The 23,047-nt window shown below is 39.7% G+C and carries 11 protein-coding genes; 5 read left to right on the plus strand and 6 right to left on the minus strand.

Features of this window, described 5'->3' with window-relative positions; genetic code table 11:
* Positions 1 to 6: 6 nt before the first annotated feature.
* The 4 genes from H6A28_RS11775 to H6A28_RS11790 form a co-directional block, all read right to left on the minus strand.
* Complete coding sequence (locus H6A28_RS11775; RefSeq protein ID WP_204480503.1) at positions 7 to 3,168, minus strand: SusC/RagA family TonB-linked outer membrane protein; 3,162 nt, start codon at positions 3,166 to 3,168, stop codon at positions 7 to 9.
* Positions 3,169 to 3,671: 503 nt separating this feature from the next.
* Entirely contained in the window at positions 3,672 to 5,105 is a 1,434-nt protein-coding gene (locus H6A28_RS11780) for a RagB/SusD family nutrient uptake outer membrane protein (protein ID WP_204480505.1), read from the minus strand.
* A gap of 15 nt (positions 5,106 to 5,120) precedes the next feature.
* A complete protein-coding gene (locus H6A28_RS11785) occupies positions 5,121 to 7,967 on the minus strand; it encodes a SusC/RagA family TonB-linked outer membrane protein (protein WP_204480507.1) in 2,847 nt (948 codons plus the stop codon).
* Between the two features lie 363 nt (positions 7,968 to 8,330).
* Positions 8,331 to 9,494, minus strand: coding sequence for a site-specific integrase (locus H6A28_RS11790; protein ID WP_204473770.1), 1,164 nt, complete (start codon positions 9,492 to 9,494; stop codon positions 8,331 to 8,333).
* Positions 9,495 to 9,837: 343 nt separating this feature from the next.
* On the opposite strand from H6A28_RS11790, the gene H6A28_RS11795 reads away from it, so the two are divergent.
* Both H6A28_RS11795 and H6A28_RS11800 read left to right on the plus strand, forming a co-directional pair.
* Entirely contained in the window at positions 9,838 to 12,843 is a 3,006-nt protein-coding gene (locus H6A28_RS11795) for a SusC/RagA family TonB-linked outer membrane protein (RefSeq protein ID WP_204480508.1), read from the plus strand.
* 20 nt (positions 12,844 to 12,863) lie between these two features.
* A complete protein-coding gene (locus H6A28_RS11800) occupies positions 12,864 to 14,351 on the plus strand; it encodes a RagB/SusD family nutrient uptake outer membrane protein (protein WP_204480515.1) in 1,488 nt (495 codons plus the stop codon).
* Positions 14,352 to 14,604: 253 nt separating this feature from the next.
* Here H6A28_RS11800 and H6A28_RS11805 read toward each other — a convergent pair whose 3' ends face one another.
* Positions 14,605 to 16,161 (minus strand): ATP-binding protein, encoded by a 1,557-nt coding sequence (locus H6A28_RS11805; RefSeq protein WP_204480516.1) that lies wholly within the window; start codon positions 16,159 to 16,161, stop codon positions 14,605 to 14,607.
* A 235-nt stretch (positions 16,162 to 16,396) separates the two neighbouring features.
* Between H6A28_RS11805 and H6A28_RS11810 the strand changes: the two genes are divergently transcribed.
* Genes H6A28_RS11810 through H6A28_RS11820 form a run of 3 tightly spaced genes read left to right on the plus strand, consistent with a single transcriptional unit; the run spans position 16,397 to position 21,873 of the window.
* Positions 16,397 to 19,342: a SusC/RagA family TonB-linked outer membrane protein gene (locus H6A28_RS11810; protein ID WP_204480540.1), complete on the plus strand. Its 2,946-nt coding sequence runs from the start codon at positions 16,397 to 16,399 to the stop codon at positions 19,340 to 19,342.
* A 31-nt stretch (positions 19,343 to 19,373) separates the two neighbouring features.
* Positions 19,374 to 20,942, plus strand: coding sequence for a RagB/SusD family nutrient uptake outer membrane protein (locus tag H6A28_RS11815; RefSeq protein ID WP_204480518.1), 1,569 nt, complete (start codon positions 19,374 to 19,376; stop codon positions 20,940 to 20,942).
* 34 nt (positions 20,943 to 20,976) lie between these two features.
* Positions 20,977 to 21,873, plus strand: coding sequence for a hypothetical protein (locus tag H6A28_RS11820; RefSeq protein ID WP_204473767.1), 897 nt, complete (start codon positions 20,977 to 20,979; stop codon positions 21,871 to 21,873).
* A gap of 179 nt (positions 21,874 to 22,052) precedes the next feature.
* Here the strand turns inward: H6A28_RS11820 and H6A28_RS11825 are convergent, their stop codons facing one another.
* Positions 22,053 to 22,958 (minus strand): nucleotidyltransferase, encoded by a 906-nt coding sequence (locus H6A28_RS11825; protein WP_204480520.1) that lies wholly within the window; start codon positions 22,956 to 22,958, stop codon positions 22,053 to 22,055.
* Positions 22,959 to 23,047: the final 89 nt, after the last annotated feature.

Here is a 23,047-nt window from a genome sequence, read left to right on the forward strand (position 1 = left end):
TTTTCATTAGAATGTTACGTCAATACCAAATGATACAGTCCGAACCGGCACATAGCCAAAACTCGTACCACCGCTGAAATTATACTGAGGATTCATACCCTTCAGGCAGTTGAACAACACCACATTGTCTGCCGTAGCTGAAAGCCGCAAACGGTTCATGCCCCATTTCTGAATCAGTTTCTCCGGGAAAGTATAACCCAGGGAGATATTCTTGATGGCGAGGTAAGAAGCGTCAATCAAGTCGTTGTTGGTCGTAATATAACTCCTGCCAATCTCGATGCGGGGAATGTCGGTGATATCACCTGGCTGTTTCCAGGCACGTTCCAGGTGCTTGCTCTTAGCCTGTCCGACATAATTTCCATACAGCAAGGTTCTGTACACACTATCCAGCACCTTACCACCGATAGAATACGTACAGAGCACAGACAAATCGAAGTTCTTGTACCGGAATTCATTGTTGAAAGAACCATACAAGTCCGGAATACGACTGCCTTGGATTTCCTTGCAGTTGGTAGCCTTCGATGCATCATTCGAGATATACTTCTCGCCTCTTACTCCGTCTTTATCCGTATCCCACACCCAGTACAACTGTTCACCTGTAGCCGGATCCACTCCTGCTGCAGTAGCTGTATAGAACGAATTGATGGTTTCACCTTCACGGATGATATAACTTCCATTAATGATTTCCGGCTTATCCGCCAGCTGCAATACCTCGTTTTTCACGGTCGAGCCCATCAGTGTCAGTCGCCATCCGAAGTTTGGTTGCTGGAAAATATCTGTGGCGATGCTCACGTCAAGTCCGCGGTTGCGCATGCTACCGATATTTTTGTTGTATCCGTCAAACCCAAGCGAAGTAGCCATCGGGAAAGACATCAACATGTCTGAAGTCTTGCGCTGATACCATTCCACACTGAAGCTCACGCGGTCAAACAACCGGCCTTCCACACCCACATTCAGGTTGCCGTTCTTTTCCCACTTCAATCCCTTATTTTCCAAAGAAGACAAAGCGGCACCGTTCATCGTATTGTTCGGATAGCTCAGACTATAGAAAGACTGCCATGCATAATAGATGTCATCACCGTTTGAATCAAGCAAACGGTCATTTCCCTGCACACCGTAACTTACTTTCACCGACAGATTGTTCACCCATCTCACGTTTTTCATGAACTCTTCCTGCGAAATCCGCCAGTTCGCACCTACCGACCAGAAATTACCCCAGCGGCTGTCCTTGTAAAAACGAGACGACCCGTCAGTTCGGAAGCTGGCCGAGAAATAATATTTATCAGCATAATCATAAGACAGACGCGACAATACCGATTCCACTGAATAATTATGGCTATAAGAATCCGTATCGACTACCGTTGTGGCTGCCGCCAGTTCATACAATCCACCGAATGGGAAACCCGTTTTCTGACCCGACAAGTAAGAATAGGTATATTTATAAAATTCATGTCCCACCAATGCTGCAACATGGTGTTTGCCAAAGCGGCGGTCATAATTCAACAGCTGGTTCAGTGTGTAGCTGAAAGAGCGGGAAGCACTCTTGGTCAGACGTCCTTTCACGGAAGTCGCATTTCCGTTATAAGGATTGTAATAAGTCATGTTATCCCGATTAATCAAGTCGAAACCATAATTCACCGAAAACTTCAAACCCTGCAAAGGCCCCTCTTTCAGGTTGCCTAATTCCATATACATACGGGCACTCAAGTTGTCGCTCGTAGTAGAATATTTGTCATCATACAAAGTCGCAATGGTATTCCAGTCCGCATTGGCACCCGCCGGACGGTTTGATCCATAATCGAACACCGGATTGCCATTTTTATCTAACACCGTCTTTCCTTCCGCATCCTTCTCATACACAGGGAAAATAGGTGCCATCAGCTGAGCCGTGTACCACACATTGGAGTTACCCGATGAGTTTTCCACTGCCGTATTATTTTCATTGCGCGAATAGCTGGCATTCATCCCGGCCTTCAACCAGTTGGTCACATCCGAATCAATGTTCATACGACCGTTGTAACGAGAAAACTGGGTAGTCTTCAACAAACCTTTTTCATTCAGATATCCCAATGAAAACATATACTTGGTCTTTTCATTTCCACCAGAGAAAGAAGCATTATACTCCTGACGCAACGGGTTGTTCACCATCGCCTCGTTCATCCAATCTTCCGAATACTTCAGACGCGCGTCACTACGCACCTTGCCCGTAGCAGGATCAATCAGCTCCGTCACAGAATAATTGAACGGATTATACTGCTCATTTTGGCTGAAAATCGCAGTAGCCCCCGATTTCATGGCCTCCAGTGCCGCAACTCCCGCTGCCGCCGGCAAAAGACCATTATTATAAATCTGATTGTTTTTGTACGACTGGAAAACGGTCTCCAGATACCCCGCCTCATCCATTGTTTCATAACGAGGAATAGAACGGGAGGCCACACCCCAGTTAGCCTTCAGATTGACATTTACCTTGCCCGACTTTCCTTTCTTCGTTGTAATCATCACTACGCCGTTTGCTCCGCGTGAACCATACAACGCACCTGCCGAGGCATCTTTCAATACCGTCATCGACTCAATGTCATTCGGATTGATGGAAACCACGTCTCCATCATAAGGCACTCCGTCTACCACATACAAAGGACTCTGGGCCGAATTGATAGACCCATAACCACGAACCACGACCGAAACCCCCGAACCCGGCTGTCCGGAACCGGAAGTAGTCTGTACACCGGCCACCAATCCGTCTAAAGCCTTCGTGACATTAGCTACCGGTCTTGACGTGATTTTGTCAGCCTTGACCACCGATGCCGAACCCGTAAACGACTCCTTCTTGGCTGTACCATAAGCCACAACCATCACTTCATCCAGCTGCTTCGCATCGGATTTCAGCACTACATTTACCACCGATTTCACAGGCACTTCCTGGCTCTGCAAACCGATAAAAGAAACCACCAGAACTTTTGCCGAGGCCGGCACTCCAGTAATTGTAAAATTTCCATCGATATCGGTCACTGTCCCTACAGTCGTACCCTTTACCAATACCGATGCGCCCACTACCGGCAGTCCGTCTTCATCGGACGTCACATTACCGGTCACTTGAGAAATCTGGGCATTAGACAGACCAATCCCTATCAGGAGAAAGGTCACGAACCACGTGATTTTTTTCTTCATAAAATCTCTCTTTAGTTTAGTTAAGTTAAACAAGTATGTTTTCACAAACGGGCTGCTAAAATAATAAACTAAGGAGAATAAGTCAAACAGAGGGTATTCTTACACTTATTCCATAGGCAGGAAACAAAATAGCATTAAAAAGAGACAAATAAATGATTCTTAACTACTTGTATATACTTACCTATATTTATACAAAACGAATATAAATAGAATAAAATTGCATATATTTTGTATTATTAACAAGAAAATTCATATAAAAAGACCATATTTTGTCGAAATAAGACCAAAAAAGGAGGTATATCCATAAAATGAAGCAAGATGTAATCTTTTCTCTAATTACAATTTGTTTTTAGCTATTATTGCCAAACGATCTACTCAATATTTATTTTGCATGAAAAATACTGCCCCTTATAAATAGGATTACAAATGATAGACATTAGAATAATATAGAAAAACTTACCCAAGAATACGCCGAAACGTAAACCTGGGTAAATTTTATTGATTTAGTATCCGATATTTTGTTTTATAACTCCGTGTGAAGTATTGATTTCAGCTTGTGGAATAGGCAAAACAGTTCGATAATCTGTATATTCAACCTTTCCAACTTTAGGGTTGTTTACGGATTTCTTATTTCTCCACATATCCCATGCCATGTGTCCTTCACCATTTAATTCCAGACGGCGCTCGGTTAAAATATCATCTAATGTAACCGTGCTGACCTCCTCATATCCAGTAATACGATTTTTTCTTAAAGTATTAATATACTCAGCTGCACTAGCCCCATTGTCATTAATAGACTTTAATGCAGCCTCAGCCGCAATCAGGTAAACTTCAGACAAACGGATGACTTTAGGATTATTCACATAAATTTCTCCGTTATATCCAGGATATTTTTGTGTATAATATCCTGTATTATTACCATTATCAGTTTCTTCTGCGATTAATTGCTTGCGGATATCTCCTGCAGGCTGTGCATCCAACAATTGCTTGAAAGAGTCGCTTATGGCAGCCTCAGCATATCCTTCTGCATGAGTATAATATCCTAAAGAATTACGCTGTGCATTATATTGCGATGTTACAGCTATCTCGAATATATTTTCAGAAGGAGAGAATTGTTGAGCCCAGACACTCAAATAATCATTAATCGTATACAATGAATAAGGACTGTTTTCTATCACTTCCTTAGCATCTTGTAAAGCTAAAACATTATGGTCTGTTCCATCGGCTTTATCCATGTACAAATGCATTCTTGCACGCAAAGCCAAAGCTCCCCAATAATTGATATGTCCGTTTTTCTTACTCTTATCATTAGCCAATTTTTGCAAAGCCGTGTCAATGTCAGAGAATATGGTTTCATATGTTTTTGCCAATGAGGCTCTTTCTCCGATATAGTCTGCAGGGAATGTCTGCGTAGCCAAAGTAATACCTAGTTCATTATTTAAATCACTTACAGTAGATGGCAATTTAGCATATAAAAGTGCCAAATCAAAATGAAACAATGCCCGTAAAGCATAAAGCTCTCCAAGCTGTTGGTCCACCTCTTCTCCCGACAGACCAGCTTCTTCAGCTTGCTCCAATACTTTATTTACTCTGGCCAATGATTGATAGAATGCAAAATAAAATGTTTCAGGACTCAAACTGGTGGGAACAGCCAAATACCATGAAACATCGGTAGCCTGCCCGTTCTTTCCAATGCATTGATAGTCTTCACCTTTCATATCAGCATACAATGTGAAATCTCCAGAATAGATTCCACGAGATGAAGTCGCTGAGGTCCATGTTTGGCTGTCATATACTCCATTGACTGCATATACTAAATCATCATACGATGTAATAGCAGATGAAGATTCCCATGAATCTGCCGGCTCTTTTTCCAAAACGTCACAGGATGCCATGCCGGCAACCAATGTCAGTATTGCAATATATTTAAATTTCATAATCACTCTTTTTGCTTATAATTCAATATTAATTCCAAATACACAACTCTTTAATTGCGGAGTATCCACCTGACGATATCCGTTGATGGCTACATCAGGATCCACATCCTTTGTCTTTGCCCAAATTAACCAAGGATTGTTGGCTCTGAAATAGATTCTTAAACGTTGCATATATTTCTTAGAGATAGGAATATTATATCCTACTGTCAATTCGCGCAACCGGATATTGTCTGTTGATTTTATATGACGGCTGGAAAATCTATCAGCACGGTATGGATTACCGTAAATAGGCTTCGGATTCTCAACTACATCACCAGGTTTCTTCCAATAGTTACCTGCTACATCAGCCGAAGGAGTTGTACTTCCTAAACGATATCCGTCACTATGTAAGAAATAACCAGGATAGTCAAACATATCTCCGCCAAATTGATAAGTAATCAGGAACGAAAGATCGAAATCTTTGTATGTAAAACTATTGGTCAGACCACCCATTACGTCTGGAAGTGCTTTTCCCACAATACCCCATTGAGCTTTGCTATAGTCTGTAGTTGTCCCTTTTGAGTGATCATTAGGATCAATCCAAAACTCTCCTAATCCAGTCTCAGGATTTACGCCTTTCCATTCAGGAAGATAGAAAGTATACATTGATTCACCTTCCCGGTGTATATACATTTGGCCATCACCATATTGAATATCTGTTCCATTAGGCAACTTTTCAACAATAGCTTGTTGGTAAGTCAAGTTAAAGTTCGTAGTCCAAGTAAAGTCTTTTGTACGGATATTCTGTGAGTTGATTTCTATTTCAACACCATCATTCTTTAATTCTCCCAAGTTTTCCCAACGGCTGGCAAATCCTGTTACATAAGAGTTTGGAACCTGGAACAACAAGTCTGTTGTTTTCTTTAAATAATATTCCACTCCCAATGTTACACGGTCAAACATATTCCATTCAATACCTACGTTAAGGTTTTTTGAGCGTTCCCATGTCAACTTGTCATTCGGAAGCTGGTACCAATAGATAGCAGGATTGCTTCCATATCCAGATCCTGCATATAAATCTTTGTATCCATAATAGTCAGTTGGAAGATTACCATTCGTACCGAAAGAGGCTTTAATCTTAAAGTCTGTAAATAATGGCATATCTTCCAAGAATCCTTCTTTACTAAGTCTCCATGCACCAGAAACAGACCAAAAGTTAGCCCATCGGTTCTCTTTACTTAGGCGAGAAGAACCATCCCGTCGGAAACTTCCAGAAAGATAATATTTATCATCATAGTTATAATTTACGTTCCCAATATAAGAAAGCATACCTGCCCCGTAAGTAGAGCTGGAGGCAGCATCAGGTTGTCCGTTTACCAGTTCAGGAAGGTGATTTGAATAGTTCTTTGCCACTGTGACAATTTGAAGCAATTCTTGATTTTCAACTTCAAAACCAATCATGGCAGATAAGTTATGCTTCTCATTGAATGTGTCGGTATAGGTCAATGTATTTGAACTTGTCAATGTAGAGTTCTGGAAAGTATAACGAGATCCCATACCACCTACAGCTGCTCCATTTACACTATTCTTATCCCAATATTCAAAGTGTTTGTTGTCAATATAGTCGTAGCCAAATACGGATTTAAAGAAAAGTTTATTTAAGAAATGAAGTCCCAATTCTGCATTTGTCAAGCTACGGAACATTTTACTTTGAATCCATTCCAAAGAATTGGCATTATCTTTACTGCCCAACATGAGGTGTGGATTGGTAATTTGTCCAAAGCTTACATCTTCATTATATGAGCCATCTGCATTGTATACTGGAGCTGTAGGATCCAAAGCAAATAAGATACCTAACGGAGAACTTGTACCCAACCCTTGAGCCTGATCATTCTGGTCTCGAAAACCGTTTTGGGTGGTTGAAGCTACCATCTGCTTTATAGAGAAATCGGCCCAATCTGTAATTTTCTGATCGACATTCACACGACCTGAGATTCGTTGAAAATCACTACCTAATACAATACCATCACTCTTATTATAACCAAATCCTGCATAAAACCGGGTATTTTGATTACCTCCATTTAATGAAACCTGATGGTTCTGTGTTATAGCAGTACGATAGATTTCATCTTTCCAATTTGTGTTGGTCTTTCCTGAAGGATCTTTTACAAAAGCACTAAGGTCATTATTCTGGTCAATCAGGGTATAAGCTTCTTCTTTGGAAGCTACTCCTTCATATTCCATATAATAGTTTGCTATAGATTCACGAGCATAATCGATGTAATCTGTACCACTCATCATATTGTATTGGTCAACAGCCATTTTGTTCCATCCAACCTCACCATTATATGAAACTCGGGTTTTACCTTCTTTTCCACTTTTTGTGGTAATGATGACTACCCCATTTGCAGCTCGAGAACCATACAATGAAGCCGCTGCTGCATCTTTCAATACGGTCATTGACTCAATGTCTTCAGGGTTCAATGTACTTAAAATACTCTGTGACTTTCCATAGTAATTCATGTCTTCATCTGATTTCATGACAACTCCATCGATTACATAGAGAGGAGAAGTAGATCCATTGATTGAACCAACTCCACGGATGTTGACCTTTCCAACAGATCCCGGATCACCTGTAGCAGAAGCTACTCGTACACCAGCCATTTTACCAGAGAAGGCCTTATCTAAAGATTCTTTTGATCCTGAAGTAATCTGATCTGCTTTTATTGATGTTGCAGATCCGGTAAATGAAGATTTTTTGGCCGTACCGTAAGCTACGACCATCACTTCATCGAGTTGCTCAGAATCAGACTTTAAAACTACTTTTACCATCGGAGCAATCTTCACTTCCTGTGACTGCATTCCGATGAAGGAAATGACCAAAGTTCCCGCCGAACTAAAATTTCATACAAATAACTGATAAACAAGTAATTAACAATCCGCCTGTATTGCATATAAACAATCCAGAGCCTATGTGAACGTGCGAGTTATATAGCTTTTCTACCTCTTTTTTACTAATCAAGTCAAAATCCAAGGGTATTAATTTATAACCTATTCCTCATATTTTACGTTTCGCACGTGGAAAACGTATGTTTCTCAGTGCGGAAACGTACGTTTCCTTATAGGAAAACATACGTTTCTGCATCGGGATACATAAAATGTAACAAGACGCTATTCTATTATAGTCTTTGCCTTTTCACATTTACCTATTTCCTTGATAAAATAGCTATATACCTTATTATATAGTTAGAATTTACATTTCTTCAGGTCCTTGATGATCGTACCCGAAAAGATTTCGCTGTAACCTTGAGTAGTTTTCACACTTTGATGACCTAACAGCTTCTGAACTGTAGTTATCTGTGCACCATTATATATCAGAAGCGTTGCATTGGTGTGCCGGGCAGTATGAAATGAGAAATGCTTGTCTATTTTTGCCATCAGTCCTATTTTCTTCAAATCTTTGTTGACGGATGAATTCGATTTCAGATGAAAGAAGTGATTTAAATCATGCTTATGTTCTTGCAAGAGAACAAGGGCTTTTCCTTGGAATAACAAATACAATGGAATGCTGACTTCTGTATCCGTCTTCACCGTTTTAAACATCAGCCATTTTTTACCTTTTACTTTTACAATATTTCTTTCATTAAGATGTATAAAATCTGAGTATCGCACTCCCGTATAACAGCAAAATAAAAAGGCTTTCAGACTATGAGCCAACGACTCGGATAAAAGAGAAAGGTCAAGTTGCTCTAATTTTCGGATTTCTTCAGGTAGCAGAAAGGTATGTTTGCTTTGAGTGGTTTTTATCTGGTAATTCTTAAAAGGATAATTTTCTGCCATCATATACCCTCTTTTAATGGCTTCGTTGATAAATGTTCTTAATTGTCTCAAGTGTTTGGCGATGGTGTTGGTTTCATACATTCTTTGCCTCATGAAATTCTCAAATTCCTGGAGAAATGAATAAGTAATATCCGAAAATTCAACATAGGGATGAAAATTCTTCAGTAAATCTAATGTGGTCAACAGGTTCTTTTTGGTTGTTTCTTTACGGGCTGATTGTTCTACCCAATTTCTACCAAAGTGGAAAAATGTGACTTTTTCTTCATGAGATTGTGCCCGAAAATTTCTGAAAACTGATGGATTAACGGGAATACCACGTTTCCAACATTTCAATTCCTCCCATTGTAACTCCAACATAAATTCTTCCAGCATGCGATTCAATTCTTCCGCCTGTGGATGACGTATAATCCGACTACGGCAGCTATCCCATTGCCACGGATTTACATATATCCCTGACGAAATGTAAATCTTTTTACGATTTTGATATACTTCCACTTGAATGAGGGCTTTACCAAGTTTGTTTAACTTTTTTTTGCGATTGTACACTAAACGAAAACGGATTTTGTTCATACTATATGACTTTTAAAAGAATATGCAGATAATATGCGTTTTGGTAGAAGTTTATCACATATATGCACCCCATTTTGTTTAAATTAAAAGAAAGAAATTGACACTAAATAAAGATTGAGAGATCATTACGACTAAAAAAATGTAAAGACAAAAAAGCTTATCAAATACTTCAGAAAAACGTATTTTTGTATAAAAACATCCTCGGATAAGTGTTAAAAAGCAACCTTTTGCTATACTTTTATTGAAAAAGGTATAAATATTTAAAATTATATTACTACTTTTGCACCCGTTAGAGTGAATGAATTTTTATTAATGTAAAGTTAAACTTTAAGAGAGATTTTTTATGAAAAGAAAATTGATGCTGTTAATGACCTGCCTGATGATAGGTATCGGTCTGGTAAACGCTCAAATCTCGAAGGTAACTGGTAATGTTACTTCTGAAGAAGATGGTTTACCTGTAGTGGGCGCATCAGTATTGGTAAAGGGTACCACTGTAGGTACTGTTACCGACATTGATGGTAATTTTACGTTGACTAACGTACCAAGTTCGGCGGGAACTTTGGTTATTTCCTTCATCGGAATGCAGACGCAGGAAGTGAAAATCCAACCGAATGTAAAGGTTACATTAAAATCTGATGCTGAGGTACTTGATGAAGTAGTAGTGACCGGATATGGTGTACAACGCAAAGCATCATTTACAGGTGCAGCTTCTATCGTTGGTGAAGACGCTATTGCAAAAAAGAATGATGCAAACTTTGTAAAAGTGCTGGAAGGAACGGTGCCAGGAGTGCAGATGAATAACTCTACCAGTATGCCTGGTGTATGGGGGTCTGTATATATACGTGGACGTGCTTCTTTAAACTCTGGTACACAGCCTCTTTACGTAATAGATGGAATGCCTGTCAACTCTGATACTGATGCAATGAGTTCAAAAGACAATAACATGGTTGATCCTATGTCATCAATCAATCCGGCTGATATCGAAAGTATTACTGTGTTAAAAGATGCTGCTGCTACAGCCATTTATGGTTCACGTGCTGCAAACGGTGTAATCGTAGTCACAACAAAGAAAGGTTCAGAAGGTAAATTCAATTTGAACTTGGATGTTAAACAAGGTTTCGTGTCCATGGGAAACAACAACATGGATTTTGCTAATGCAGAAGAAACCATGAAATTATTCACCGATGGTTTAACAGCATACCAAGGAGGTAACTGGCAAGACAATTATGATTACCTGGCTGACAACTATTTCGGCTGGGACCGCAAGACTAGTACAGACTGGATGGATGCCATCACCCGTAAAGGATATTATCAGGATTACAACCTCAGCGCACAAGGAAGAAGCGGAAATACTGGTTATTATGTTAGCTTGGGTTATTTGAACACTGACGGTCTGATTATCGGATCAGATATGGAACGATTCTCAGGGCGTATGAATCTTGATTCAAAATTTAAATGGGCCACAATCGGTGTAAATACATCTTATAGCTATTCTACCCAAAATGGATTCTCATTGTCTACAGGTGGTTCTATGTCAAGCCCATTAACTGCTGCAATTTCCAGCCAGACTCCAATGGATCCTGTATATGACTCTGAAGGGAACTACAACAATATAAATATGTATAACCCTGTTGCGTTGATGGATGAAGATACTGGTGAGCTGAATGAAAATAAAATGCAGACCATCAACTTAAATCCATATCTGCAAGTTGATTTCGGATTAGGTATTTATGCCAAGACAACTTTAGGTGTCAATCTAACAGATTTACGCCAATATCAGTATTGGAGTGCACTCTACAATCCACAAGCCATGGATTATAACGGATTGGGACAACAATATAATTCCCGTAACACGGTAATTACATGGAATAATGTATTAGGGTGGAATCATAAATTCGCAGACAAGCATGACATCAATGTGATGCTGGGACAAGAAATGCAAAAGAAATCATACTTCTATGAATATTATGCTAAGTCTGATTTCCCATTTGCCGATTCCGGTATGCGTGATTTGACTACAGCCGGAACAGAACAAGGAAGTGAATACTATAAAAAAGAGGCTCGTTTAGCTTCTTACTTTATGGATGCGCACTATTCATATGCTGACAAATATTATCTCTCTGGTTCATACCGCCGGGATGGTTCTTCTGTTTTCGGTAGTGATACCCGTTGGGGTAACTTCTGGTCAGTAGGAGGTAAATGGCGTATTTCAGGCGAAGACTTCTTAAGTGGGAACAACGTATTTACCAACGCCACATTACGTGCATCTTATGGTACTGTCGGAAACCAAGATATAGACTGGTATGCAGCGCGTGGATTCTATGGTGCAGGTTATAACTATAATCAAATGCCGGGTATGATTCCTGTAAGCATTTCCAACCAGGAACTGACATGGGAAGTTTCTAAAAAATTCGATGTAGGATTTGATTTTTCATTGTGGCATCGCTTGCACTTCACTTTTGATTTTTATAATGAAATTACCTCTGATGCTTTATTCCAAGTACCTTTGTCTATGACTACAGGCATGTCCGAAACCTATAAGAACATCGGTAAAATCCGCAACCATGGTATTGAATTTTCTGTGAATGCGAATATTCTCCAAACTAAAGATTGGTCATGGAGTGCTTATGCTAACTTGACTTGGAATGAGAATGAGGTGGTAAAATTATCTACCGATGACCCGATAGAATACGATTTCCAGATTATTGAAGAAGGCCGTCCTTATACACAGTTCAAGATGAAGGAATATGCTGGTGTAGACCGTGAAACAGGAAAGCCATTATGGTATCTGAATGAAACGGGAAACGAAACTACCAGTGATTATAATGCAGCAGCCAAACGATATGTAGGGGATGCTGACCCGAATGTATTGGGTGGTTTCGGAACCAATCTGAGATGGAAAGACATTGATTTCGGATTGTCATTCAATTATCGTCTTGGGGGAAAAGTATTTGATTCCGGAGCTGCCTTCACCGGATTCGGAATGGCATTCAGAACTCCTTTGAAAGACGTTGCACTCAACTCATGGACAGAAGAAAACAAGGATGCCAAATATCCTCAATACATCTATAAAGATCCATATAAGGCAACAGCCACTTCATCACGTTTCTTATACAATGGAGACTATCTACGTATTAGTAACTTGACACTTGGATATACTCTTCCAAAAAAATGGACAGAAAAAGTTCTGATACAAAGACTCCGTGCATACATTTCTGTAGACAACCTTTACACATTCACCGCTAGTGATTTCGTAGGTTACAATCCAGAAACATCCGCAAACGGTGTTATAGCATGGCAATATCCTGCTACTCGTACATTTATTGGAGGTATCCAACTTACTTTCTAACTTAAAAGAAACTGTATAATATGAAGAAACATATATTAAACGCATTTATGCTGATAGCTCTGGGAGCTGGCATGACAAGTTGCGGTGATAATTTTCTTGAAACCGATTACTATTCAGGAATCGATACGGAAAGTGCATTGACATCGGTTTCAAAAATTTCAACTGCACTGAATGGAACTTATTATAACCTGTACTATTATAGCTTTGCTGGTAATTATGCCATCAGTATAGGAGATATCCCGACAGATATCAGCTACTGGAATGGTAAAACCGGACATTTTGACGATATCTATACGTTTACCGTTGTAGATACAGATACTTATTTAAAATCCATATGGGAATATGGATATAAAGTTGCTGATAACGCAGCCCGTATAATAGAGGCTGTTCCAGCTATATATGAAAATGCGACACCGGAAGAAAAGGCGGAACTTGACTTATATATGGCTGAAGCATATTCATTACGTGGTTATGCCCAGCTGATGTTGACAAATATATTCTGCCATCAAATAAAAGTAAATGGCATAGACTTTTCATCAGAACCTGGTATCGTGGTAATTAATACACCTATACCTGCGTTCGAGAAGGTGACACGCTCTACTGTAGGACAAAGTTATGAAGCAATATTGTCAGACTTTAACAATGCCATCAAACACTTCGATGCAGCCGGTGGTGACAGAGGTCAGTTACAGTATTTTGGTAAAGCTTCTGTATATGGATTGTTAGCACGTACTAACTTGTATATGGAAAATTGGGATGCAGCTATACAAGATGCACAAAAAGCACTTGATGAAGCCAATATTTCAACACTAACATACGGCAATGCAAACTATAAAGCTCTGTATAATAGTGAAACATCCAATACTGAAAGTATGTTTGCCTTAGCCATTACAGCCAGTCAGAACTGGTCGGCTAACTCCTGTGGTACGTTATGGAGCACTTATAACTACAGTCCGAGCCCGAAACTTCAAGCTTTATATGGTGAGAACGATTGCCGTACAAGCATTTTTGAATGGGATGGCGAATCTACTCCGGAAGTACCTGTATTCAAAGGAGGTAAATTCTCTCATTTCTCTTCAGGTAACCCTGCCTATGCGACAAATTATATCGTAAATGCTCCTGAAATGTTCCTCATCAAGGCAGAAGCCAATCTGCACAGTTCAAATGGAACAATCAATGATGCACAAAATGCATTGTTGACTGTAGCAAAACGTAATGCAGATATTACATCTGTTAATGATTTGCCTTCTACGAAGGAAGAATTGATGTCTTTCATCAAAGATGAACGTGCACGTGAGTTGTTCCAAGAAGGATTACGTCTATATGACCTTCGCCGTTGGGATGAAATGGCTGAAGTAGATGCGACACAAGCTCCGAAAGTTTCATTTACCTATACAAATTATAAAATTTCTAATTTGGTATATCCAATTCCAAATGCAGAAATTAATACAGGGTATGGTGTAACACAGAATGAAAATTGGGCATCAACTTTGCCGCAAAAAAATTAACAGATACTATATCAGTTAATTTGCATATTTAACAGAATAAAACCATCCTGGCTATAAAATCAGTCGGGATGGTTTTTCTTTAATAATCACCATACATCCTTTTCAGCATCTTATTGTGTAATTGTTTATCATAAAGGGACTTTATATTATTTAACTTATTACGTCTGACTAACCAAAAGAGATTTGTACATAAAATCTGAATACAATAATCTTTTCATGATCTCCGGTTTACACACGATACTTGTGAAACAACTCAGTTTGTGGCATTTTCCACAATCCATTTTTGGATATTCCGAGTCTTATTACTGAAATTCACGCCTATTTTATAGACCTTTCTTCCATCAGTTTGAAAAGGAACTGCGTAATGTTTGTCGTTTATCTGTTTCAATGCTTCTTCAGCGGAACCTTCCAGTTTAAATTCCATCAAATAAATAAAACGGTTCGTTTTTATTACCAGGTCAATGCGGCCTTCTGAGGTATGATATTCCGCCTCCGTGTAGAAGCCAAGCAATTTGAATATGATGAAAAGTACATTCTGATAATGTAACTCCAAATCGCGTACCATTTCGTAGGGAGTATCTGCAAAAAAACTTTGCAGCCGTGAAAAGAAAGCATCTATTTCTCCTTTTTCTACTTCCTCAATAAAGCTCATGATTTGAAATGCCGATTCTGCGGGTTGCACATGAGCATAATAAGGCAACAAATAACTGATAAAACCTTCTTCTACTTCTTGGTTGGGAAATCCCAAGGTATACACATTAAAACGAGGATTATAGGATTTAATGGTCAGATATCCGCTTTGATATAGGACTGGGATAGGGTTGTTCGTCAAGGAGTCTACTCCATTCAGTAAATCAGCTGTAACCACTTCATTTGAAAGGCGGACTAAATTGCATTTGTTTTGTTTAAGCAATTGGGCCAGATAAGTTGGGGTTCCTGTTTCAAACCAATAATTGCCAAACTTCATTTTAGCAAATGTGTTCAAAAGACTAAACGGATTGTACAATCCCACGGAATCTTCAGTGAAATGATAGCCGTCATAATGTTCCTTTAAAGATTGACAGACCTGTTCATAACTCATATTGGCATGAACAGATAATTCATGCAAGTCTGTTTCCAGCCAAGCATGAATCTCATTTTCCGTAATTCCACAAAGTTCGGCATATCGTTTGTCAAAGGATATATCCATCAAATTATTCAAATCGCTGAATATGCTTACCTTACTAAACTTGGTAACACCTGTCAATAATGCGAACTGAATATATTGGTCCTTGCTTTTCAACGCTCCATAAAAGGCCTTTAATGTGTCACGATAGTTGTCTTGCAGTTCGCTGTTTCCTATAGCCTGGAGCATAGGTTTGTCATATTCGTCTACTAAAATCACGACGTTTCTTCCGGTCTTTTCAGCTGCCCGCTGGATGATTCCTTGAAAACGCAAAGATAAGGACACTTCGCTTGGCTCTGTTCCATAGACTTTTTCCCATTTTGTTAAGATATCATTCAAAATATCGTCAAGGCTTTTAAGTGTGTCATATTTTTGCGCATTCAGGTCAATATGTAGAATGGGATAAGAGAGCCAATCTTTTTCCATTTGACAAATATACAATCCTTGAAACAATTCTTTTCGTCCTGAATAATAAGCCTCCAATGTAGAAATCAATAAGCTTTTCCCAAATCGTCTTGGCCGGCTGAAGAAATAATACTTTCCGGTCGAGACCAAACGGTAAATAAGTTCTGTCTTATCTATATACAGATAGCCTCCTTTACGAAGGCTTTCAAAGCTTTGTATACCTACAGGATATTTTCTCATTTTGCTAAAGTGTTTGTTTACAAAGTTAGTTTTTTATCTTATAACTCATTTAAAATTAAGAAATATAAGTTGTAATGCAATCGGAATTTTTAATGAAAAAGAGTAGAGTTTTGGTAGAAAAATGATGTTAAAAGTTCCTCTATGTGTCTTTGAAACTCATGAGAATAAATTTTTCTCCAAAATATACTTATCTGATTACTAATTGATTATAGTATTTTTTAGTTCCGCGGGAACTTTGGTCATTTCTTTCATCGGAATGCAGACGCAGGAAGTGAAAATCCAACCTCGTGTGAAAGTAGTGTTAAGATCTGATGCAGAGCAACTTGACGAAGTGATGGTCGTAGCTTACGGTACGGCAAAGAAATCATCTTTCACGGGTTCTGCTGCAACTATTAGCGGAGATAAAATCGAGTCACGTCCTATTACCAACGTAACCAAAGCCTTGGAAGGACAAAGTACAGGTGTGCTGACCACTTCAGGTTCTGGACAGCCTGGTGAAGCTGCTTCTATCGTCATCCGTGGTTATGGTTCAATCAACGCATCACAAGATCCGTTGTATGTAGTCGATGGTATTCCTTATAATGGAACATTATCTTCTATCAACCCGTCGGATATTGAGTCTATGACCGTGTTGAAGGACGCATCTGCCGGTGCCCTTTATGGTGCCCGTGGTGCAAACGGTGTAGTCATGATTACCACCAAACAAGGTAAAGAAGGTAAAACAAATGTTTCATGGCGTTCTACCGCAGGTTGGTCTTCTCGTGCTATTCCTGAATACGACATGGTAAATCAAAAAGAATTTGTTCAGCTGACTTATGAAGCATTGCGTAATGGTTATGTATTTACCAATAGTTATAGCTGGGCTGATGCTGAAGCTGCCGCTCGCAATTCTTTGAGCACTAATTTAGGTGGAGAATTATATAATCCGTTTAAAAATTATACATGGAATCAGATTATTGATCCGACCACAGGTCAAGTTCGTGCAGATGCTCAGGCTGCTTGGAATGAAAACTGGATGGACGCTATCCTCCACAATAACGCTTTCCGCCACGAACATCAGTTGCAGTTAAGTGGTGGTACAGAAAAAACTAAATACATGTTCTCTTTGGGCTACCTGAACGAAGACGGTATTTTGACGGGTACAAACTTCCAGCGCTACAGCGGACGTGCCAACATTAATTCAGAGGTGACTGAATGGTTTAAAGGTAACATGAACGTATCATTGACACATTCATTGATGAACTATAGCCAGTATGACGGTTCTTCTACTTCAAATGTATGGTATTCTGCTCAATTTATTTCTCCGTTGTTTCCGATGTATGTAAAAGATATGGAGGGTAATAACGTATTGGATGAAAACGGCAATCCTCAGTTGGACTACGGTGAACAAGGACGTCCGGGTAGTTATAACGACTACAACCCGCTGGGTAATCTGGTAGATGATAAGTCATACGTAAAGAACGATGTAGCCAGCTTGCGTACAGGCTTTACATTGGGCTCTGACAGTGACAACTTCGGCGTATTCAAAGGTTTGAAACTGGCTGCAAACTTTGGTATGGATTATCGTACAGCAAACCAGATGAACTATATGAATATGTATCATGGTAACCAAGCCGCTGCCGGTGGTTTGCTCTACAAGTACAATACTCGTATGCAGAGCTACACATTCAACCAGATCTTGACTTGGGACCGTTCCTTCGGTTTACATAGTTTCAATGTAATGGCTGGTCATGAATTCTATGCATACCAGTACGAATACTTGAATGCTGCTAAATCTAACCTGGTAGATGGCATCTTGGAACTTCGTCCAGGTACTACCATCACCTCTGCTGATTCATATACTGATAAATATCGTATTGAATCTTGGTTTGGTCGTTTCAACTATAGCTTCGATGAAAAATATTATTTCGACGCATCTATCCGTAGAGATGGTTCTTCCCGTTTCCACAAAAATCATCGTTGGGGTACATTCTGGTCTGTAGGTGGTAACTGGCGAATTTCTAAAGAAGCATTCATGGAAGACGTGAAATGGGTAGACAACTTGTCTGTAAAATTGAGCTATGGACAGCAAGGTAATGATAATATCTTAAAGAGCGATGGAGTTACTACAAATTACTATGTATGGCAAAGCTTATACGATCTGGGTTGGCCTAATGGTAACAATATCGGTGGTATGGTATCTTCTTTGGAAAACCAGGAAGTTTCTTGGGAAAAGAATGGAAATATAAATGTCGGTGTGGAAGCTTCGTTATTCAACCATCGTTTGAGCATCAATGCAGAATATTATAATAAGAAGACAACTGATATGTTGTTAAGCTATCCGATGGCTACTTCAACCGGTTTCAACGGTTACAACGCCAACGTAGGTGATATGCGTAACAGCGGTTTTGAATTTGAAGTAAGAGGAACTGTGATTAAAACATCAGACTGGAACTGGGATATTACCTGGATGGGATCAACTGTCAAGAACAAAGTATTAAAACTGACAAACGAAAGTCCTGAAATCATCAATGGTATCTACAGTATCAAAGAAGGAATGCCTATCAACACTTTCTATATGGCTAAGTCGGCTGGTGTAGACCCCGCTACAGGTGCACAGCTCTACTGGGCATACGACAAAGATGACAACGGAAACATCACTAACGAATACATCACAAGTGATTACAACAAGGCTAACGAAAGCAAATATTATTTGGGAAGCCGTATTCCGGATTTGTACGGTAGTATTGGTACAAACCTCACCTGGAAAAACCTGGATTTGTCTGTCTTGACAACTTACTCATTGGGAGGTAAGATTTATGATGGTTTGTATCGTGGCAGCATGGAAAACATGTACTACAACAACAACTGGAATGAACATGCTTTGCGCCGTTGGCAGAAACCAGGTGACATCACAGATGTACCTCGTATGGAAGTGGGTGGTACTTATGCCACAAATGACCGTTGGCTGATTGACGCTTCTTATTTTGCCATCAAAAACATTACCTTAGGATACACTCTTCCAAAGGCATGGATGGTAAAGGCTAAATTGAGTTCTATCCGTATTTTTGCTTCTGTTGACAACCTGGCGTTGTTTACTCATCTGAAAGGTATGGATCCACAGTATAACTTCAGTGGTTCGACAGACTATTCATACAGCCCGAACAAGACTTGGTCTTTCGGATTTGAAGTTAATTTCTAATTATTTCCTGAATTAATATATAAATAAGAATATGAAGAAAATTTTGAAATATACCTTTGTCGGTCTCATGGGGTGTTCCGTATTGACTTCTTGTTTGGATTCAGCCTTGGATACAGCACCGACAGACTCCATGTCAGGTACTACTTTGTTGAGCAACGCAAACTCAGCGTTGATTCCGTTGAATGGTATTTACCGTTCAATGTATACTTCCTGGTCACCGACAGACAATACCCATCAAAGTTTTGGTATCAATTCATACACAATTATGGCTGATGTGATGGGGGAAGACATGATTATGGATGATATGGGTAGTGGATGGTACTGGTACGATTGCCTCTATAACGTAAAAAGCAGATATACTAGTTCAGCATGGCGTTCTTATGATATGTGGAACTGCTACTATACATGGATCAGTAACGCCAATTACATTCTGGCCGCACAGGAAACAATGAGCGGTACAACTGAGGATGTGAATTATGTAATTGGTCAGGCATACGCTATCCGTGCTTATTCTTACTTTATGCTGGCACAGAACTTTGCCCGTACTTACAAAGGACATGAAGAAGATCCTTGCTGCCCGATTTATACAGAACCCACTGTAGCCGGCACAGCAGGTCAGCCTCGTTCCACAGTACAGAAAGTGTATGAATTAATTACTTCTGACATTCAGACCGCAATTAACAAGTTGACGGATGCACCTGCGCAGAAGTACAAAACCCATATTGATTTAAGCGTGGCATATGGTATCCAGGCTCGTATAGCTTTGACAATGGAGGACTGGAATCTGGCTAAAACAGCGGCTCACAATGCAATTGAAGCCAGCGGATGCACAGTATTGCCTGTGAGTGACTTTTTAGGTTTGAACGATGTGACTGCAGCAAATGTGATGTGGGGAGCCCCCATCCAGAACGACCAAACAGGTATGTATGCATCCTTCTTTAGCCACATGGATGCAGTGGATGAATTGGATGTCAGCCAGAAGCCGTATGGTAACAGTGCTAGAAAACAAATTAACAAAGATTTGTATGATAACATTATGTTGCCAACCGATACACGTAAACAATGGTGGGATCCAACTAATGAAGAAAGCGAACGTGGTGCTGACGCAGGTTATCAGCAGGAAAAATTCAAATTCTCAGATTATTCCACTTGGCTGGGTGATTATATATGGATGCGTGTAGAGGAAATGTATCTTACAGCCGCCGAAGCTGAATGTATGTTAGGTGATGAAACGGCTGCCAAGAATGATTTGTATGCTGTAATGAGCAAACGTGTAGACGGTTATACGACCAGCAAGACCGGAACAGCCTTGGGTGCGACAAGTAGTCAGCGTACAGGATCTTTACGTGAAGAGATTATCGACCAGCGTCGTATCGAGTTGTGGGGTGAATACGGACGTATCTGGGATTTGCGTCGTTTGCATCAAGGATTCCGCCGTACGGCCACACAAGGCTGGCCTGATGCGGCACTTTTAAATAACCGTCCGACTGACGATTCGGAATGTTACATGTGGGTACTGACAATTCCTCAAAGCGAATTTGATGGTAACGTCAATATGGACTTGTCGAAAGACCAGAACCCAACAGGCGATTACAAATAATCAATTTAATCATGAACTTTAATAAAGATACGATATGAAATATGTAAATAAAATATCTGTTCTTCTATCGCTGTTGGTAGTGGTACTATTCAGTGCCTGTAATGCCGACCAGGAAGGACCGCTTTATACAGAAGGTAAAGGCTTATCGTTTGTATCTTCTACACTGAATCCGTTGGTCGTTTCTCCTTCATCTCCCACATTTACAGTAGATATCCTTCGTGGAACTACAGAGGGAGAACTTGAAGGAAATGTTCAATTATATGCTTATACTGGTTCAGGAGAAACGGAACAGGAATTTCCTGGATGTACAGTTACAGGGTACCACTTTGCTGATGGTGAAAATAAAACAACTATAACAGTAGATGTAACTCCATTGGCAATTGGACAGGCCATTACTGTAGAATTACAATTTGATAGTGAAAATGTAGCCGTAGGTGGTAACAATGTAACAGAAGTCACCGTAAGCAAAGATTATACATGGAACAATCTGGGAAAAGCTACATTCTATGATAATCAGTTCTTCTATTGGTATAATGAAGGCAATGGAGTGAAAGTGGATATGTATCAGGCAGCTGAACAACCGAATCGATACAAATTAGCTAGTCCGTATGCAGAATTTAATGCTGCTTCTTGGCCTGCTTCTGAATTGGAAGGATTTACAAAGAGTACAATGGATGGTGATTTTACATTCATAGTTCAGGAAGATGGCACTATCGTATATAACTCTTACCGCATTGGTATGACTTATACTGGTTATGGAGCTATCACTTTGGAACACCCGACTAGTTTCGGTGCTTCTGCCAGCTATAACCGTCAAATTGATGAAAAGACCTTCCAGCTTGCACCTATGTATTATATGGAAGAAAGTGGTGCAGGATTTAATTGTATGGCATATGATGACATCATCATAATTAAACTGGGTGGCGAATAATCATTGCAATAAATAGTATAAAAGAGGCTGAATTTAAAATTCAGCCTCTTTTTTTATAAATTTTATTATTAGATAACCAAGTACTTTTTCTTTATTGCATATTCTCATCAATAAAAAAACCGAGACCACAGTTCCCTGCAGTCCCGGCCTGTCTATAATAATTTTCTCAATGAGGATTATCAGAACAATTTAGAAGGATACTCACCTGCATCCACCAAAGCCTGAATCTTGTCCACTACGCTCTGACGGTCGGCAGCGTAAGTCACACCGAACCACTTGGAAGTAGTATCCAGCACTTTTACAGTAGCAGTTCCTTCATTAATCAGCTTGTTGACCATCAACGGAATGAAGTATTCACATTTCAGGTTGCCGATATTTTCTTTCAGGAATTCTACGAAATAGTCTTCAGAATACTTGAAATAATCAGGAGTGAATCCCCACATGTTCATTGAAACAGGAGTATTGTCTTCAATACCTACCCATTCACCCTTTTCATCTTTATAAGAAACGACTCCGTTTACACGCATGATTTCCGTACGTTCTACTACGGTAGTCAGATGGGCATTCTCATCGGTAGAGCAGATACCACGAGCTACAGAACCACTATCAGACAATGTATTTCCCACGCGGAAACCAACCATACAGTAATCGTTCTTAGCACCTTCAGGAAGCTCTGACAGATACTTACCGATTACAGCAAAACTGTCACGGCCATAGAAGTCATCTGCATTGATTACCGCAAACGGTTCTTTGATTACATCCTTACCCATCAATACCGCATGATTTGTTCCCCATGGTTTTGCACGGCCTTCCGGACAAGTAAAACCTTCCGGCAGGTTATTTAAATCCTGAAATACAACCTCTACAGGGATATGATTTTCGTATTTGCTTACAATCTTTTCACGGAAATCCTTTTCAAAATCACGACGGATTACGAATACCAATTTCCCGAAACCGCCACGAATTGCATCAAAAATTGAATAATCCATGATTGTTTCCCCATTAGGACCCAGTCCGTCAAGTTGCTTTAAGCCACCGTAACGACTTCCCATACCGGCAGCCAATACAAATAATGTTGGTTTCATAAGTAGTATATAAATTTTAGTAACTGCACAAAGGTAAATAAATAATGTGATTTCAACTCACAGTTCATAAACAAAATGTACCATTATTT

It is taken from the genome of Bacteroides mediterraneensis, assembly GCF_016900355.1.
Classification (GTDB): Bacteria; Bacteroidota; Bacteroidia; order Bacteroidales; family Bacteroidaceae; genus Phocaeicola.

Coding starts and splice junctions, on each gene's coding strand:
- H6A28_RS11825 (WP_204480520.1), bottom strand. CDS start 22,958: ATGAAACCAACATTATTTGTATTGGCTGCCGGTATGGGAAGTCGTTAC.
- H6A28_RS11800 (WP_204480515.1), top strand. CDS start 12,864: ATGAAGAAACATATATTAAACGCATTTATGCTGATAGCTCTGGGAGCT.
- H6A28_RS11820 (WP_204473767.1), top strand. CDS start 20,977: ATGAAATATGTAAATAAAATATCTGTTCTTCTATCGCTGTTGGTAGTG.
- H6A28_RS11795 (WP_204480508.1), top strand. CDS start 9,838: ATGAAAAGAAAATTGATGCTGTTAATGACCTGCCTGATGATAGGTATC.
- H6A28_RS11775 (WP_204480503.1), bottom strand. CDS start 3,168: ATGAAGAAAAAAATCACGTGGTTCGTGACCTTTCTCCTGATAGGGATT.
- H6A28_RS11815 (WP_204480518.1), top strand. CDS start 19,374: ATGAAGAAAATTTTGAAATATACCTTTGTCGGTCTCATGGGGTGTTCC.
- H6A28_RS11805 (WP_204480516.1), bottom strand. CDS start 16,161: ATGAGAAAATATCCTGTAGGTATACAAAGCTTTGAAAGCCTTCGTAAA.
- H6A28_RS11780 (WP_204480505.1), bottom strand. CDS start 5,105: ATGAAATTTAAATATATTGCAATACTGACATTGGTTGCCGGCATGGCA.
- H6A28_RS11790 (WP_204473770.1), bottom strand. CDS start 9,494: ATGAACAAAATCCGTTTTCGTTTAGTGTACAATCGCAAAAAAAAGTTA.